The 18,123-nt window shown below is 33.1% G+C and carries 17 protein-coding genes; 4 read left to right on the top strand and 13 right to left on the bottom strand.

Annotation, left to right across the window (positions count from 1 at the left end; translation table 11 throughout):
• Positions 1-122 precede the first annotated feature (122 nt).
• Entirely contained in the window at positions 123-938 is an 816-nt protein-coding gene (gene proC, locus ACXQH5_RS00490; protein WP_000779748.1) for a pyrroline-5-carboxylate reductase, read from the top strand.
• A gap of 104 nt (positions 939-1,042) precedes the next feature.
• Here proC and rnz read toward each other — a convergent pair whose 3' ends face one another.
• Entirely contained in the window at positions 1,043-1,963 is a 921-nt protein-coding gene (rnz, locus tag ACXQH5_RS00485; protein WP_000454060.1) for a ribonuclease Z, read from the bottom strand.
• 312 nt (positions 1,964-2,275) lie between these two features.
• On the opposite strand from rnz, the gene zwf reads away from it, so the two are divergent.
• Both zwf and ACXQH5_RS00475 read left to right on the top strand, forming a co-directional pair.
• Positions 2,276-3,760 carry a glucose-6-phosphate dehydrogenase gene (zwf, locus tag ACXQH5_RS00480; protein ID WP_000105070.1) on the top strand — a complete coding sequence of 495 codons (1,485 nt, stop codon included), beginning with the start codon at positions 2,276-2,278 and terminating at the stop codon, positions 3,758-3,760.
• A gap of 229 nt (positions 3,761-3,989) precedes the next feature.
• Positions 3,990-4,856 (top strand): AraC family transcriptional regulator, encoded by an 867-nt coding sequence (locus tag ACXQH5_RS00475; RefSeq protein ID WP_000382585.1) that lies wholly within the window; start codon positions 3,990-3,992, stop codon positions 4,854-4,856.
• A gap of 82 nt (positions 4,857-4,938) precedes the next feature.
• Here ACXQH5_RS00475 and ACXQH5_RS00470 read toward each other — a convergent pair whose 3' ends face one another.
• The 6 genes from ACXQH5_RS00470 to ACXQH5_RS00445 form a co-directional block, all read right to left on the bottom strand.
• Positions 4,939-6,588, bottom strand: a complete 1,650-nt coding sequence (locus ACXQH5_RS00470; protein WP_001041937.1) for a glycoside hydrolase family 13 protein — start codon at positions 6,586-6,588, stop codon at positions 4,939-4,941.
• 15 nt (positions 6,589-6,603) lie between these two features.
• Positions 6,604-7,623 carry a LacI family DNA-binding transcriptional regulator gene (locus tag ACXQH5_RS00465; protein ID WP_000256343.1) on the bottom strand — a complete coding sequence of 340 codons (1,020 nt, stop codon included), beginning with the start codon at positions 7,621-7,623 and terminating at the stop codon, positions 6,604-6,606.
• Positions 7,624-7,878: a hypothetical protein gene (locus ACXQH5_RS00460; RefSeq protein WP_078064550.1), complete on the bottom strand. Its 255-nt coding sequence runs from the start codon at positions 7,876-7,878 to the stop codon at positions 7,624-7,626.
• Positions 7,817-8,188 (bottom strand): VOC family protein, encoded by a 372-nt coding sequence (locus ACXQH5_RS00455; RefSeq protein ID WP_000413438.1) that lies wholly within the window; start codon positions 8,186-8,188, stop codon positions 7,817-7,819. The genes ACXQH5_RS00460 and ACXQH5_RS00455 overlap by 62 nt, the downstream gene beginning before the upstream one ends.
• 218 nt (positions 8,189-8,406) lie before the next feature.
• Positions 8,407-9,813, bottom strand: a complete 1,407-nt coding sequence (gene gndA / locus ACXQH5_RS00450; protein WP_000193707.1) for an NADP-dependent phosphogluconate dehydrogenase — start codon at positions 9,811-9,813, stop codon at positions 8,407-8,409.
• Positions 9,814-9,880: 67 nt separating this feature from the next.
• Positions 9,881-11,014 (bottom strand): tripeptidase T, encoded by a 1,134-nt coding sequence (locus ACXQH5_RS00445; protein WP_000606595.1) that lies wholly within the window; start codon positions 11,012-11,014, stop codon positions 9,881-9,883.
• Between the two features lie 262 nt (positions 11,015-11,276).
• On the opposite strand from ACXQH5_RS00445, the gene prli42 reads away from it, so the two are divergent.
• Positions 11,277-11,456: a stressosome-associated protein Prli42 gene (gene prli42, locus ACXQH5_RS00440; RefSeq protein ID WP_001789875.1), complete on the top strand. Its 180-nt coding sequence runs from the start codon at positions 11,277-11,279 to the stop codon at positions 11,454-11,456.
• 126 nt (positions 11,457-11,582) lie between these two features.
• On the opposite strand, the gene ACXQH5_RS00435 is transcribed toward prli42, so the two are convergent.
• The 6 genes from ACXQH5_RS00435 to lpdA form a co-directional block, all read right to left on the bottom strand.
• Positions 11,583-12,563 carry an aromatic acid exporter family protein gene (locus ACXQH5_RS00435; RefSeq protein WP_000916193.1) on the bottom strand — a complete coding sequence of 327 codons (981 nt, stop codon included), beginning with the start codon at positions 12,561-12,563 and terminating at the stop codon, positions 11,583-11,585.
• Between the two features lie 13 nt (positions 12,564-12,576).
• Positions 12,577-13,014: a bacilliredoxin BrxB gene (gene brxB / locus ACXQH5_RS00430; RefSeq protein ID WP_057504490.1), complete on the bottom strand. Its 438-nt coding sequence runs from the start codon at positions 13,012-13,014 to the stop codon at positions 12,577-12,579.
• Positions 13,015-13,364: 350 nt separating this feature from the next.
• Positions 13,365-14,639: a dihydrolipoamide acetyltransferase family protein gene (locus ACXQH5_RS00425; RefSeq protein ID WP_000406835.1), complete on the bottom strand. Its 1,275-nt coding sequence runs from the start codon at positions 14,637-14,639 to the stop codon at positions 13,365-13,367.
• Between the two features lie 12 nt (positions 14,640-14,651).
• Positions 14,652-15,635: an alpha-ketoacid dehydrogenase subunit beta gene (locus ACXQH5_RS00420; protein ID WP_001096637.1), complete on the bottom strand. Its 984-nt coding sequence runs from the start codon at positions 15,633-15,635 to the stop codon at positions 14,652-14,654.
• Positions 15,635-16,627 (bottom strand): thiamine pyrophosphate-dependent dehydrogenase E1 component subunit alpha, encoded by a 993-nt coding sequence (locus ACXQH5_RS00415; protein ID WP_000568351.1) that lies wholly within the window; start codon positions 16,625-16,627, stop codon positions 15,635-15,637. Before ACXQH5_RS00415 ends, ACXQH5_RS00420 begins: the two co-directional genes overlap by 1 nt.
• Positions 16,628-16,642: 15 nt before the next feature.
• Positions 16,643-18,064 carry a dihydrolipoyl dehydrogenase gene (gene lpdA, locus ACXQH5_RS00410; protein WP_001291540.1) on the bottom strand — a complete coding sequence of 474 codons (1,422 nt, stop codon included), beginning with the start codon at positions 18,062-18,064 and terminating at the stop codon, positions 16,643-16,645.
• Positions 18,065-18,123: the final 59 nt, after the last annotated feature.

Below are 18,123 nucleotides of genomic sequence, written 5' to 3'. Positions count from 1 at the left end.
ATTATATAGAATGCAATTTATCAACTTTACATAATTGAGACAAGTTGATTATCTTTCCTAATATATATACAATAATAAGAAAATATAACATACAAATCAAAAACTAAAGGGATGTGACGTTAATGAAACTCGTATTTTATGGAGCTGGTAATATGGCACAAGCTATATTTACAGGAATTATTAACTCAAGCAACTTAGATGCCAATGATATATATTTAACAAATAAATCTAATGAACAAGCTTTAAAAGCATTCGCTGAAAAACTAGGTGTTAACTATAGTTATGATGATGCGACATTATTAAAAGATGCAGATTATGTATTTTTAGGTACCAAACCACATGACTTTGATGCTCTAGCAACACGCATCAAACCACATATCACAAAAGACAATTGCTTCATTTCAATTATGGCAGGTATTCCGATTGATTATATTAAACAACAATTAGAATGCCAAAATCCAGTTGCTAGAATTATGCCAAACACAAATGCGCAAGTTGGACACTCAGTTACTGGCATTAGTTTTTCAAACAACTTTGACCCTAAATCTAAAGATGAAATTAACGATTTAGTTAAAGCATTTGGTTCTGTAATTGAAGTATCAGAGGATCATTTACATCAAGTAACAGCTATCACCGGAAGCGGCCCAGCATTTTTATATCATGTATTCGAGCAATACGTTAAAGCTGGTACGAAACTTGGTCTAGAAAAAGAACAAGTTGAAGAATCTATACGCAACCTTATTATAGGTACAAGTAAGATGATTGAACGTTCAGATTTGAGCATGGCTCAATTAAGAAAAAATATTACCTCTAAAGGTGGTACGACACAAGCTGGCCTTGATACATTGTCACAATATGATTTAGTATCTATTTTCGAAGATTGTCTAAACGCTGCCGTCGACCGTAGTATTGAACTTTCTAATATAGAAGACCAATAAAAACAAACCCGCCAACACATGTATGCATCATCGCAAGCACTGTGTTTGACGGGTTATTTTTATAAATTATTACTATTTGGCAAGCATTGTTTATTACTTTGTCATTAGACTTTAAAACTATCAAAATCTTTCACAAAATTAAAATTCGGCGTATCCTCATTTTGTATCAATGTTTGATAAATTTCATTTATATCTTCTGTATTATAGCGATTGCTCAAATGTGTAATCAACGTACGTTTAACATTGGCTTCTTTTATCAATGCAAATACGTCTTCAATATGGCTATGATGATAATTGTTGGCTAAATGCTTTTCACCATCTATATAGGTCGCTTCATGTACCATCACATCAGCATCTCTAGAAATCACACGTTCATTAGAACATGGTTTTGTATCACCAAAAATTGCTACAATTGGACCCTGTTTGGACTCACCTCTAAAATCTTTTGATTGATAAACTTGACCATTATGTTCAAATGTATCATGAGATTTTACTTCTTGATATTTAGGACCTGGTTCAAGACCAATGTTTTTTAACGCTTCAACATTGATTGTACCTGTAGTTTCAGGTGCCATTACTCTATATCCATATGATGGAATACCATGATTAAGTAAATGCGCCTCTACAGTAAAACCATCATGATGATATGTTAGATGATCATCGATTTCAATATATGTAATTGGATAGTTTAAATGTGACTCTGATAAATTCATAGACATTTCCACATATGCTTTAATTCCTTTTGGTCCAACTAATGTAAGCGGCTTTTGTTCACCGCCCTGAAAAGAACGACTAGAAAGTAATCCTGGCAAACCAAAAATATGATCGCCATGCATATGAGTAATAAATATATGTGTCACTTTTCCTAATTTAATTGCATGATGTAAAATTTGGTGCTGTGTACCTTCACCAACGTCGAAAAGCCATATGGAATTGGAATATGGTTCTAAATTTAAGGCGATTGCTTGTGTATTTCTCTCTTTTGTAGGCAAACCTGCACTCGTTCCAAAAAATGTAACTTCCATATATGCCCCTCCTTTTCTTCAATTCATTTTATCATAAAATTTGTATCAATTTAGTTTTAATTTATACTTGAATCAAAATCTGTTAAAAATTCGTCTTTGCTAGTTAATTTTTCTAACTTTAACGTAGACAAAACTATATAAATTTTGATAATTACGTTATACTTATCATTAATAAGTATCACATTAAACATGATACATGAATCGATATTTCATTTAAGACACTGCATACTGTCGAGCATATTGAATGACCTGCTGAATGGATTATCTTATAATAATAAATCATATATCTAATTAAGAATTGAGGTTTTAATCTTGAGTACTAAAAACAAACACATCCCTTGTTTAATCACAATCTTTGGTGCAACTGGTGACTTAAGCCATCGTAAGTTGTTTCCATCAATATTCCATCTCTACCAACAAGACAATTTAGATGAACATATTGCCATCATCGGTATTGGACGTCGTGACATTACTAATGATGATTTCCGTAATCAAGTAAAATCATCAATTCAAAAGCACGTAAAAGATACAAACAAAATTGACGCGTTTATGGAACATGTCTTCTATCATAGACATGATGTTAGTAATGAAGAAAGCTATCAAGAATTATTAGATTTTAGTAATGAATTAGACAGCCAATTTGAATTAAAAGGTAATCGACTATTCTATTTAGCAATGGCACCACAATTCTTTGGCGTTATTTCTGATTATCTAAAATCTTCTGGTCTTACTGATACAAAAGGATTTAAACGCCTTGTTATCGAAAAACCATTCGGTAGTGATTTAAAATCAGCCGAAGCATTAAACAATCAAATTCGTAAATCATTTAAAGAAGAAGAAATTTATCGTATTGACCACTATTTAGGAAAAGACATGGTTCAAAATATCGAGGTATTACGTTTTGCGAATGCGATGTTTGAACCATTATGGAATAACAAATATATTTCAAACATCCAAGTTACATCTTCTGAAATACTGGGCGTTGAAGATCGTGGTGGTTATTATGAATCAAGTGGTGCACTAAAAGATATGGTGCAAAACCACATGTTACAAATGGTTGCATTATTAGCTATGGAAGCACCTATTAGTTTAAATAGTGAAGATATCCGTGCTGAGAAAGTAAAAGTACTTAAATCACTGCGTCATTTCCAATCTGAAGATGTTAAAAAGAACTTTGTTCGTGGTCAATATGGCGAAGGCTATATCGATGGTAAACAAGTTAAAGCATACCGTGATGAAGATCGCGTTGCAGATGACTCTAACACTCCTACCTTTGTTTCAGGTAAATTAACAATTGATAACTTTAGATGGGCTGGCGTACCATTCTATATCCGTACTGGTAAACGTATGAAATCTAAAACAATTCAAGTTGTCGTTGAATTTAAAGAAGTACCAATGAACTTATACTATGAAACTGATAAACTGTTAGATTCAAACCTATTAGTAATCAATATTCAACCTAATGAAGGTGTATCTTTACATCTAAATGCTAAGAAAAATACACAAGGTATCGAAACTGAACCTGTTCAATTGTCTTATTCAATGAGCGCTCAAGATAAAATGAATACTGTAGATGCATATGAAAATCTATTATTTGATTGTCTTAAAGGTGATGCCACTAACTTTACGCACTGGGAAGAATTAAAATCAACATGGAAATTTGTTGATGCAATTCAAGATGAATGGAATATGGTTGATCCAGAATTCCCTAACTATGAATCAGGTACTAATGGTCCATTAGAAAGTGATTTATTACTTGCTCGTGATGGTAACCATTGGTGGGACGATATTCAATAATTGAATTAAAACGCACATGTTAAACAAAAATAAATGAGCGAATGACAAGGATTGATTACGAATCAAGTAAATCAATTGTTCTATCATTCGCTTTTTTTCTAGACTATATTATGAAATTATATTTTACAATGCCCAAAACTATTTTAATAATCATTGAACAAATGGGTGTATAATTTATAGAAATAATGTAGAATAAAAATAAATGATTGAATTAATTGGAGTGAAAGTTTTGGACGTTATCAAGCAAATACAACAGGCAATTGTTTATATTGAAGATCGTTTATTAGAGCCTTTCAATTTGCAAGAATTAAGTGATTACGTTGGTCTTTCGCCATACCATCTTGATCAATCATTTAAAATGATTGTCGGCTTATCTCCAGAAGCTTATGCACGCGCGCGTAAAATGACACTCGCTGCAAATGATGTGATTAATGGTGCTACACGACTTGTAGATATCGCTAAAAAATATCACTATGCAAATTCAAATGATTTTGCAAATGATTTTAGTGATTTTCACGGCGTATCACCTATTCAAGCTTCTACTAAAAAAGATGAATTACAAATTCAAGAGCGATTATATATCAAATTATCAACTACTGAGAGAGCACCCTATCCATACAGATTAGAAGAGACAGATGATATTTCATTGGTTGGATATGCACGATTTATAGACACTAAGTATTTGTCACATCCTTTTAATGTTCCGGATTTTTTAGAAGACTTGCTCATTGATGGTAAAATTAAAGAGTTACGACGATATAATGACGTTAGTCCATTTGAACTATTTGTTATTAGTTGTCCTCTTGAAAATGGTTTAGAAATATTTGTAGGTGTACCAAGTGAACGTTATCCTGCACACTTAGAAAGTCGATTTTTACCTGGCAAACATTGTGCGAAATTCAATTTACAAGGTGAAATTGATTATGCAACTAATGAAGCTTGGTACTATATTGAATCAAGTTTGCAGTTAACATTGCCATATGAACGAAATGATTTATATGTTGAAGTGTACCCTCTCGATATTTCATTTAATGACCCATTCACTAAAATTCAGCTTTGGATTCCTGTTAAACAGAGTCCTTATGACGAAGATTAAATAATTAAAAACAAAGAAGCCCCCTAATATATCTATAGGTCTACAAATGGCCTTAGATACTATTAGGGGGCATATTAATATGTTAATTTAATTCGATAACACATGCTTCATATGGACGTAACTGTTTTAAATTAACTTTGGCATCATAATTAAATAGCTTCACTTCTCCATGACTTATATCAAATGGTACAGTTAATTCTGCTTCGTGGTTAGTAAGATTACCTACAATAAGAACTTGCTTTTCATTTAATGTTCTCGTGTATGCAAAAACTTGTAAATTTTCAGCATCTACTAAATCAAATTGACCATATACGTAAACATCATTAGACTTTCTTAATTGAATTAAATCTTTATAAAATTGTAATACTGAATGCTCATCTTCTAATTGTTGTGCAACATTGATAGTTTTATAATTCGGATTCACTGGGAACCACGGTTCACCATTTGTAAATCCTCCATTTAACGTATCATCCCATTGCATTGGTGTGCGAGAATTATCTCGGTTCTCATCTTTATATTTTGCAAGTAAAGCGTCTACATCTCCACCTTGAGCTTTCACAATTTGATAGTCATTTTTAACAGCAACATCGTTAAATGTTTCAATACTTTCAAATGGATAATTCGTCATACCAATTTCTTGACCTTGATAAATGAATGGCGTACCTTGTTGCAAGAAATAAACTGCTGCATGACTTGTTGCTGATTCATACCAATACTTGTCATCGTCACCCCACGTCGATACACGTCGTGGTTGGTCGTGATTTTCAATAAACAACGCATTCCAACCTTTATTTTCAAGTTGTTTTTGCCATCTATTTAATACAGATTTATACGAATTTACATCAAAGTGAGAATCACCACTATTCCACAGTCCCAAATGTTCAAATTGGAATATCATATTAAATTTACCATTTTCTTCCCCGACCCAGTCATCAGCATCATCAGGGCTTACACCATTCGCTTCACCAACAGTCATAATGTCATACTTACTTAATGAGCGATCTTTCATCTCTTGTAACCAAGTTTGTATACCTGGCTGATTCATATCTACATCTAATGCTGGGGCATATGTTTTACCCTCAGGTACAGGTAAGTCACCCGCTTCAAACGTCTTCTTAATATGCGTAATTGCATCTACTCTAAAGCCATCAATGCCTTTATCAAACCACCAGTTCATCATTTCAAATACAGCATCTCTAACTTCCGGATTACCCCAATTCAAATCAGGTTGTTTTTTACTGAATAGATGGAAATAATATTGCTCAGTATTAGCATCATATTCCCATGTAGATCCATTAAAGATACTTTCCCAGTTGTTTGGTTCAGAGCCATCTGGCTTTGGATCTTGCCAAATGTACCAATCACGTTTGGGATTGTCTTTACTAGATTTAGATTCTATAAACCAAGGATGTTCATCAGATGTATGATTTACAACTAAATCTAAAATAAGCTTCATGCCTCTATCATGAACACCTTTTAATAAACGATCAAAGTCTTCCATCGTTCCAAATTCATCCATAATCTCTTGGTAGTCACTAATATCATAACCATTGTCATCATTAGGTGATTTAAACATTGGACTGAGCCAAATGACATCGATACCTAAATCTTTTAAGTAGTCCAATTTATCAATCATTCCAGGTAAATCCCCAATACCATCGTGATTACTATCATTAAAACTTCTTGGATATACTTGATATGCTACTGCTTCTTTCCACCATTGCTTATTCATTTTAAAACTCCTTTGCTATCGCTGTGTTGATTTTCTTATTTTTAATTCTGTATCTATAATGACGAGTTCAATAACATCCTGTGCTTTATTTTTTAATATATTTAAAATTGCTGCACCAGCCTGTTGACCTAACATTCGAGGCTTGATGTCAATACAGGTTTGAGGTGGTGACGCAATTTCGGTTAAATAAGAATCATTGAACGTTGCTGTCATTACATCTTTCGGAATTTCAATATTAAGTTCATATAGGACACTTAAAATCGCTAAATGTAACATAGCATCTAACGAAATGATTGCCTGTTTAATATTTGGGTCCTTCAAACGCGTATGTAGATTTTGCATGTAATTAAAAATAACTTCTCTTTCATTACTAGTCTCAATAATTTGATAATTAATTTTATTTTGAGAAGCTATCGTTTCAAATCCTTGAATCCTGTCTTTCGAAACTTCAAAATCGCCTTTTTCTGTAATAAATATTAATTCATCTACACCTTGTTCAATAACATGTCGTGTCAAATTTTCAGAAGCTAATATATTATCATTATCTATGTGTGTAAATTGATGATCTATATCCGATGTAGGTTTACCAATCACAATAAATGGCATGTTTTCATCAATTAACATTTGTTTAATCGGATCATTTTCTTTTGAATAGAGCAGTATAAACGCATCAACCATTCGTTGTTTAATCATTTTATAAACTTCATTCATTAAATCATTCATATTATTTGAGACTGTCGTTTGTGTACCATAGCCATGCTGGTTGCACGTTTCAGAAATCCCTAGCAATACATTGATGTAGAATGGATTCAGTCGAATAGGCTCCTCAGAACCTTTTAACACTAAACCAATTTTATATGTTTGGTTTGTAATTAAAGTTCTAGCAGCGGTATTAGGAAAATAATTCAATTCTTCCATAACTTTCTTCACTTTTGAAATTGTCGCTTCGCTAATACGTTGATTTCCTTTTATAACTCTTGAAACTGTCGAAGGAGAAACACCGGCTTTTAGTGCAACATCTTTAATCGTAACCATTTAATCACCTCCTGTTAATCTCTGTATTGGAAAACGCTTCCAATCCCTGTATAATATCAGTTTAGTCACACTTTCTAAAAAAGTCAAAAGATTTGTGCAAACGATTGCATAAAACGATAAAAATAAAACCTTCATACTGAAATTCAATCCGAAAATCAATATAAAGGTTTGTATAAATATTAAAATCGATTGTTTAGTCACTAACTGCAAAATAGTTACCTTGGCCATCTTGGAAATTAAATACACGTCGACCATTCATTTCTGCTATATCATGCCCAGTTAAACCTAAATCATTTAATTTTGAGTATAATGCATCAAAGTTTTTCTCTTTAAACATTAAAGATGGTGTTCCTAGGTTCACCTCCGGGCTATACTTTTCAATAAATTCTTTTGCCATAATCGTCAATGACGTTTCAGCATCTTTCGTAGGTGATACTTCAACTGCAACATAGTCCTCAGCTAACGGTGTTTCACTTACAACAACAAATTCTAAAGTTTCTGTCCAAAATGCTTTCGCTTTTTCAACATCATCAACATATAACATAACTTGATTTAACTTTTCCATAAAATAGTACCTCTATTTCTCTATAGTACATGCTATCATAACACAGTAAATATTTTATTACTTCACAAAATGCTTAAAAATATGGCAGGATGATTTTACGGTCAAAGATAATACTTGTGTAATTTTTTATAGGTTGTATCTACTCTATCACACTCTTTTTTATATTAATCAAAAGATATAAAAAAGGATAGTATCTTTCAACTATCCTTTAGTCAATATTATTCTTCAATCCATTGTGTATGGAATACGCCTTCTTTATCTTTTCTTTCGTACGTGTGAGCACCGAAGTAGTCACGTTGTGCTTGAATTAAGTTTGCAGGTAAATCAGCTGCACGGTAACTATCATAGTAATTAATACTTGATGAGAAACCAGGTGTTGGTACACCATTTTGAACACCAGTTGCGACAACATCACGTAACGCATCTTGATATTCAGTAACGATGTTTTTAAAGTAAGGATCTAGCAATAAGTTTTGTAATCCTGGATTATTATCGTAAGCATCTTTGATCTTTTGTAAGAATTGTGCACGGATAATGCAACCTTCTCTCCAAATCATAGCTAAATCACCAAGTTTTAAATTCCATTCATTATCTTCACTTGCTTTACGCATTTGCGCGAAACCTTGTGCATAAGAACAAATTTTACTCATATATAATGCTTTACGAATTTTTTCTAAAAAGTCTTTCTTGTCACCATCAAATGATGCTTTTGGACCATTTAATTCTTTAGAAGCATTTACGCGCTCTTCTTTGATTGAAGAGATAAAACGTGCAAATACAGATTCAGTAATGATTGTTAATGGAATACCTAATTCTAATGCGTTAATTGAAGTCCATTTTCCTGTACCTTTTTGACCTGCAGTATCAAGAATTTTTTCAACTAATGCTTCTTTATTTTCATCTAATTTCATGAAAATATCACCAGTGATTTCAATTAAATAACTTTCTAATTCACCAGCATTCCAGTCTTTGAACGTTTGAGCAATGTCTTCATGAGACATGCCTAATAATTCTTTCATCATAGCATAACTTTCTGCAATTAATTGCATGTCAGCATATTCGATACCATTGTGTACCATTTTCACATAGTGTCCAGCACCATTAGGTCCAATATAAGTAACACATGAAGCACCGTCTTTTGCCTTTGCAGCAATTGCATCAAGAATATCTGCAACTTTGTTATAAGCTTCTTCTTGTCCACCCGGCATTAATGACGGACCAGTTAACGCTCCAATTTCACCACCAGAAACGCCCATACCAATAAAGTTGATTGCACTTTGTGCTAATGCTTTATTACGTCTGATAGTATCTTGATAGTTTGTATTACCACCATCAATTAAAATATCTCCATCATCTAATAAAGGTAACAAACTATCAATCGTTGCATCCGTAGCTTTACCTGCTTGAACCATTAATAAAATTTTACGTGGTTTTTCTAAAGAATTAACAAATTCTTCCAATGAGTACGTTGGATGAATATTTTTCCCTTTTGATTCTTCAACCATTAAATCAGTTTTTTCACTTGAGCGGTTAAATACAGATACACTATATCCGCGTGATTCAATATTCCAAGCTAGGTTTTTACCCATAACGGCTAAACCAATAACTCCAATTTGTTGTGTCATATTACTTACCTCACTTGTTGATTTTTCATTAGTATTGTATCACAAAATAGACATACACTACACTAAATCATTTCGATTGTCGCGCAACTATTTTGATTATTTCTAACACTTGACTTGCAAGCAAGTTCAATGATTTAATCGGCATTCTCTCATTTGTTGTATGGATTTTTTCATAACCCACTCCTAAAATGACTGAAGGAATACCAAATGTATTAATAATACTGCCGTCTGAACCGCCACCAGAAATAATTGTATTTGCAGATAATCCTAAATTACGAGCACTTTCTTGTGCAATTTTAACAACCGTTTCATTATCATTAATTTTAAATCCTGGATAACTTTGCTCCACTGTAACTACTGCTTTCCCACCTAATTCTGATGCAGTTGTTTCAAACACATCAGTCATATGTTTGACTTGTGTTTTTATTCTTTCTGGATCGTGAGAACGTGCCTCTGCTTCTAAAATGACTTCATCTGCAACAATATTCGTAGCTGAACCGCCATGAAACTTACCAATATTGGCAGTAGTTATTTCATCAACTTGTCCTAATTTCATTCGACTAATTGCTTTCGCCGCAATATTAATAGCACTAACACCCTCTTTTGGCGTACTTGCATGAGCCGTTTTGCCAAAAATTTTAGCTGAAATTAACATTTGCGTCGGTGCACCTACAACCGTTGTACCGACATCAGCACTTGCATCAATAGCATAACCAAAGTCCGCGTCCAACAACTCTGAATTTAATTCTTTAGCACCAATTAAACCTGATTCTTCTCCAACAGTAATCACAAATTGAATTTGTCCATGTGGGATTTGTTGTTCCTTTATCACTTGCAAAACTTCAAGCATAGCTGCTAATCCTGCTTTATCATCTGCACCTAGAATAGTCGTACCGTCAGAGTATATGTAGCCGTCATCTTTTACAATTGGCTTTACATTAATTGCGGGTACAACAGTATCCATATGGCTCGTCAAATATAATTTAGGTACTTCGCCTTCTTCGATAGTACTTTTCATTGTACACACTAGATTATTGGCACCTAATTTCGGATGTTTAGCCGCTTCATCTTCTTTAACATCTAACCCTAATGCTATGAATTTTTCTTTTAAAATAGGTTGGATTGTTGATTCATTCCCTGTCTCAGAATCGATTTGTACAAGTTCTAAAAACGTATTAAGTAATCTTTCCTCATTAATCATAATGGAACCCCTTTTATCAAAATTTTCAAGTACGCCAAACGGTAAAAATTGATGAAATAAAATGTTACAGTAATTGACGTTACACAGATTTATCAGGCTTGTAAATTGTGTCATATTATTTTCAATTTAATATATATATTTATTGTAACTCAAACTAAGCTTTGTCAAAAATATATTGATTGATTTTTCAAAGATATCGTATAATGAGGAAAATGACATAAGCAAACTTACTCATGTTTTTTATAATATTCCTTTATGATGATTGCTAGTTATATCGTCTCAAGTTAAAAGTTTTATATCTTATGTCGTAATTATTAATACAAAGGTTATTCATTTGGAGGCACACAAAATGCAAAATAAAGTTTTAAGAATTATCATTATCGTTATGCTTGTATCAGTTGTATTAGCATTGTTATTAACGAGTATTATTCCAATTTTATAAACTATATCTCAACTACCTATACAAAATCATACAATTAAAAATCCATCCGTTATAAACGCATGTATTAATAAGTTATCGTATTGCAACGATTACTTTCAAACATGGGTCATACGGATGGATTATTTTTTAAGCTACTTCACTATGCATTTTCAATGAACCAAATTGCGATTTGATTTGTAAATATTCTTCTAATTCATTTAATATTTGAATAATACTTGCTCTCGAGTTAAGCGCTTTGTGCGTTGTTGGCAATGGCAGTTCATCCAATTTCAAACGCGTCTCATACAAATTGTGTAAACGCATTGCTGTATAGTCATTACTATTCACATTTAGACCAATTTCTTTCAGCAGTGACGCAACATCATTTAAAAGTGGATCTTTATGACAGATACTTTCGATGAGCGGTTTCATTCTCATTAACAATTCCACTTGCTCTTCTCGCATATCAAAATAATGATAGTATGAATTTTCGTTTCTAACAAAATGATTTTTAACATCTCGGAACGCGATAGACTTCGCCTTTTTAATATTTAAAAGTAACGCTTCAAATTCAATCGCAATGGTATCTTCATATTTTTCACAAATATAACTATATTTACTAAAAATATCAGCAATTTGTTGCTCAATTTTACATTTGTATTCGTCTAGTTGTTTGTCTAAACTTGGCATCATTAAATTCATTGTAAATGCAATGCTTAGTCCAATTAACAGTAATAATGTTTCATTAACAATTAAATGTGCATCAATTGATTTTGCATTAAAAACATGAAGTAATATAACGCAACTCGTAATGACACCTTCTTGTACTTTTAATACGACAGTTAATGGTATAAATAACAATACGATAATACCGAGTACAATTGGACTCTGACCTAATAAACTAAATATTGCTGAACCTAAAAACAATACTAAAAAACATGATACTAATCTTGAAATAATCGCTTGTAGCGAATGTACTTTTGTATGTTTAATACATAATACGACTAATATGGCGCTTGAAGCATAATTATCTAAACCTAACAGCTTACTAATAATTACACCTAAAGTCATACCCACTGCTGTTTTTATTGTTCTAAATCCAATCTTGTAAGGATTTAACTTTAACATGGGTTAGCGCCTCTTATCTTTCTTCACAATATTTATTGAATAATGTTTGTAATTGATTAATTACGTTCATCACATCATGACCTTCGATTTGATGTCTTTCAATCATTTCTGTAATCTTTCGATCTTTTAATAATGCAAATGACGGACTTGAAGGCGCATAACCTTCGAAGTACTCACGCGCTCTTTGTGTCGCTTCTTTATCTTGTCCAGCAAATACTGTCACTAGACGATCAGGTAATACGTCATAATGTAAAGCATGTGATGCTGCTGGTCTTGCGATACCACCTGCACAACCACATACAGAATTGATCATAACTAGTGTTGTACCATCTTGTTTAAGGACTTTGTCAACATCTTCTGCAGTAGTTAATTGCTCATATCCCGCAGATTCAATTTCATTCCTTGCTTGTTCTACAACACCGTTCATGTATAAATCGAAATTCATGTCCATAAGTTCAATCACCTATCCCTTTATATTTAAACTATCCTCATTCTACTAATTAATAACATATTGTTCAATAAACTAATCTGAATCACACCTATATTTAGACACAATTTTAACAATATACCAAACATTATTGTGCTTAAAATCATGGAAACTAATTTATTCCCCTGTTTTCATTAATATATTTCAAGTATGATGTCTTATTTTGACTTTACTGCAAAAATGCATTCAACCATGTTGATTATTGTTCTTTATCTTTTTTGAATATATTGCAAATATTTTATTGCCAAAAAATAATACATCCATCGACAAGAACAAGATAAAACAAGTTGTCGATAGATGCATCTATGTTATCACTAATATATATTTGTATTTTCTAAAGTATACTGTTCGATACGCTGTTTAATATGATTCATAAATTTACCTGTTTGTAAACCATCTAAAATACGATGATCTATTGAAATACATAAATTTACCATACTTCGAATTGCTATCATATCATTAATTACTACTGGCTTTTTAACGATGGATTCTACTTGTAAAATCGCTGCTTGAGGATGATTTATAATCCCCATTGATGATACTGAACCAAATGTACCAGTATTATTAACTGTAAATGTTCCACCTTGCATATCTTCAGTTGTCAATTGCTTATTACGCGCTTTTGTTGCTAAAGTATTAATTTCTCTAGCTATACCTTTGATTGACTTTTCGTCTGCATGCTTAATCACAGGTACGTATAATTTATTTTCATCAGCAACAGCAATTGAAATATTAATATCTTTATGTAAGACAATTTCATTTCCTTGCCAGCTACTATTTAATAATGGATATGCTTTTAAAGCATCTGCTACAGCTTTTACAAAGAAAGCAAAGAAAGTTAAATTATATCCTTCTTTATTTTTAAAGTTGTTTTTATAATGGTTTCTCGTATTCACAAGGTTTGTAGCATCAACCTCAATCATCATCCATGCATGTGGAATCTCCGTTACACTATTAACCATGTTTTGTGCAATTGCTTTACGCACACCATTTACTGGTATTGTGCTATTTTCACTATTGCCTTCAGATGATTGGTTACTTGATGTATCTACTGAAGTTGATTGTGTTTGAACTTGTTTGTCAGATTGAGCTGTGGTACCACCATTTTCAATAACTGACATTAAATCTTTCTTAGTTACACGACCTTCAAATCCACTACCTACAACTTGTGATAAATCAATGTCATGCTCTGAAGCGAGTTTAAATACAACAGGTGAATAGCGACCATTATTTCGTGGTTGATTTTGTTTAGCAGTAGATGTCTGTTCCACTGTTGCACTAGCTCTTTTAGTAGATTTCTGAGTATCCTCATCCACTTTTGCTTGTATCTCTTCAGTTGTTTCATTTGTCTTTTCATCAGCAGTTTCAATTTTACAGATAATTGTATCAATAGCTACCGTCTGCCCCGCTTCAACTAAAATTTCAGTAATTGTTCCAGATATCGTGGAAGGGACTTCAGCTGTCACTTTATCTGTAATAACTTCACATAATGGTTCATATTCATCAATATGATCACCAACAGAAACTAACCATTGTTCAATGGTACCTTCATGAACACTCTCACCTAACTTAGGCATTGTTATTTCCATGACTTTCCCTCCCTAGAATTCTGCTAATTCACGCATTTTATTTAAGATTTTTTCTGGATTCATCATAATTTCATTTTCTAATACAGGAGAAAATGGCATAGATGGTACATCTGGAGCAGCTAAACGCATGATTGGTGCATCTAGTTCAAACAGACAATGTTCTGCAATAATCGCTGACACCTCAGACATAATACTGCCTTCTAAATTATCTTCAGTTACAAGTAAAACTTTACCTGTATGTTTAGCACGATCAATAATTGTTTCTTTATCTAATGGATAAACAGTTCGTAAATCTACGACTTCAACATTGATACCGTCTGCAGCTAAAATATCAGCGGCTTGTAAACAATAATTGACCATTAATCCATAACAAAATACTGTTAAATCTTCACCTTCACGTTTAACATCTGCTTTTCCTAAAGGTACAGTGTAATATTCTTCTGGCACTTCTTCCTTTAAGAATCTATACGCCTTTTTATGTTCAAAGTATAAAACAGGATCATTTGATTCAATTGAAGATAATAATAGACCTTTAGCATCATACGGTGTTGAAGGGATAACAATTGTTAAACCTGGTGATGAAGCAAATATACTTTCAATACTTTGTGAATGATAAAGTCCACCATGAACACCGCCACCAAATGGTGCACGAATCGTTAATGGGCATTGCCATTCATTATTTGAACGATAACGCATTTTAGCGGCTTCACTAATAATTTGATTTGTTGCAGGTAAGATAAAATCTGCAAACTGAATCTCAGCAATTGGTCTTTTACCAACCATAGCTGCGCCAATGGCTGTTCCGACAATATTTGACTCAGCTAATGGTGTATCGATAACTCTGTCCTCACCATATTGTTGTTGCAGTCCTTGAGTAGTACCAAATACGCCACCTTTTTTACCAACATCTTCACCAAGAATAAATACATCTTTATTTTGTTGTAATGCTAAGTCTTGCGCCTGGCGAATCGCCTCTAAATAAGATAATTTAGCCATTAGTTAAGACTCCCTTCTTCGTACACAAATGCATAGGCTTCTTCAACACTTGGATATGGCGCGTCTTCAGCAGCCTTTGTCGCTTTATTGATAATGTCTTTATGTTCTGCTTCTATTTCTGCCAACCAAGCATCATCGATAATGCCAGCTGAAAGTAACTCTTTTTTGAACTTTTCGTTGCAGTCTGCTTTTTTAAGCGCTTCACGCTCTTCTTTTGTACGATATTGGTCGTCATCATCTGATGAATGTGCTGTCATACGAGAAGTTACTGCTTCAATCAAAGTTGAACCTTGACCAGAAATAGCTCGATCTCTTGCTTCTTTCATCGCTTTATACATTGCTAAAGGATCATTACCATCTACTTGTTCACCATGTATACCGTAACCAAGTGCTCTATCAGATAATTTTTCAGCTGCGTATTGTAATGAATCAGGTACTGAAATTGCATATTTATTATTTATAATGACACATACAAAAGGAAGTTTGTGTACACCCGCGAAGTTTAAACCTTCATGGAAGTCACCTTGGTTTGAGCTGCCTTCACCAACAGTTGCTGTTGCAATTTTCTTCTTACCATCCATTTTTAGAGCTAAAGCAGCACCAACAGCATGGGGTATTTGAGTTGCTACCGGTGAACTTTGTGACAAAATATTCTTAGCTCTACTACTAAAGTGTGATGGCATTTGTTTTCCACCAGAGTTAACATCGTCTTTCTTTCCAAACGCTGATAAAAACGTATCATACGCTGAGATACCCATATAAGTAACGAAAGCTAGATCTCTATAATAAGGCGCAGTAATATCACCTTCTTCTAATGCGTATGCCATCCCAATCTGAGTTGCTTCTTGTCCTTGACCACTTACAACAAATGGAATTTTACCTGCACGGTTCAATAACCACAGTCTTTCATCTATTTTTCTACCTAAATCCATCCATTTATATATTACTTTTAGGTCTTCTTCGCTAAGGCCTAATGATTTATAATCAATCATGTTAAATCCTCCTATTTATACGTGAATAGCTCTACTTTCTGCTTTCAATCCTAATTCCATCAACACTTCAGAGATGGAAGGATGCGCGTGTGTTGTTAGTCCTAATTCTAATGCCGAGCCATTCATGAACTGTAACAGTGATGCCTCATTAATCAATTCTGTTACATGTGGACCAATCATATTAATACCCACAATTTCTTCAGTTGATTGATCAATCACCATTTCGCTATACCCTTCGTTTGCGTCATGGCTATCAATCACTGCTTTACCAATTGCTTTAAATGGTACTTTAAAACTTTTAACTTTCATTCCCTCTGCCTTTGCTTGTTCAATGTTTAAGCCGATAGAAGCAATTTCAGGTTGTGAATAAATACACTTAGGCATCATGTTATAGTTTACTGGGATTGGGTTCCCTTCAAACATATGATCGACAGCCACAACTCCTTCTTTTGATCCAACATGTGCCAATTGTAATTTTCCAATACAATCACCAGCTGCATAAATATGTTTATCTTCAGTTTGTTGAAATTCGTTCGTTAAAATATGTCCTGATGTTGAAAGTTTTATTTTAGTGTTGTTTAAACCAATATCTGATGTGTTAGGTTTTCTACCAATCGATAGCAACACTTTATCTACTTTAATTATGTCTGAAGAAATTTCAAATGTAACACCATCTTCGTTAACATTTATATCATTTTCAGAAAGTTTTATTCCCTCATAGAATTTAACACCACGTGCTGACAATGATTTTTTTAATAGTTGTGAAGCTTGTTTACTTTCAGTTGGTAAAATTCTTTCACCAGCTTCTATAACTGTTACGTCAACACCTAAATCTATCATCAATGATGCAAATTCCATTCCGATAACACCACCACCAATAATACCAACACTTGATGGTAACGTCTTTAATGATAATATATCATCGCTAGATAAAATTTTATCATGATCAAATGATAAGAATGGCAACTCTGCAGGCGAAGAACCAGTTGCAATTAATACAAATTGGTTGGGTAATAAGTCTGATTCACCATCTTCATATTCGACAGAAATTGTGCCACTTTGAGGTGAAAATATAGATGTACCTAGAATACGTCCCGTGCCATTATAAATGTCAATGTGATTGTGTTGCATTAAATGCTTTACACCTTGATACATTTGATTAATAATGTCTTCTTTTCGTGCCAACATATTTTCAAAATTAACATTAGCATCTTTGACATCAACGCCAAACATTGCTGCCTGTTTTACTGTTTGAAATACTTCAGCAGATTTAAGCAGCGATTTAGTAGGAATACAACCTTTATGGAGACAAGTACCTCCTAATAGTTGTCGTTCTACTATTGCCACTTTCTTACCTAATTGAGACGCACGTATCGCAGCAACATATCCTGCAGTACCTCCACCGAGAACGACTAAATCATATTGTTTCTCTGACATGTTCTTACTCCTAACTAATGATATATATCCATTGAAAATTTATTAATACATAGTTTTCA

This window comes from Staphylococcus sp. SA22 (assembly GCF_054165785.1).
Note: the sequence above shows the minus strand (reverse complement) of the source record. Positions and strands in the feature narration are given on the sequence as shown.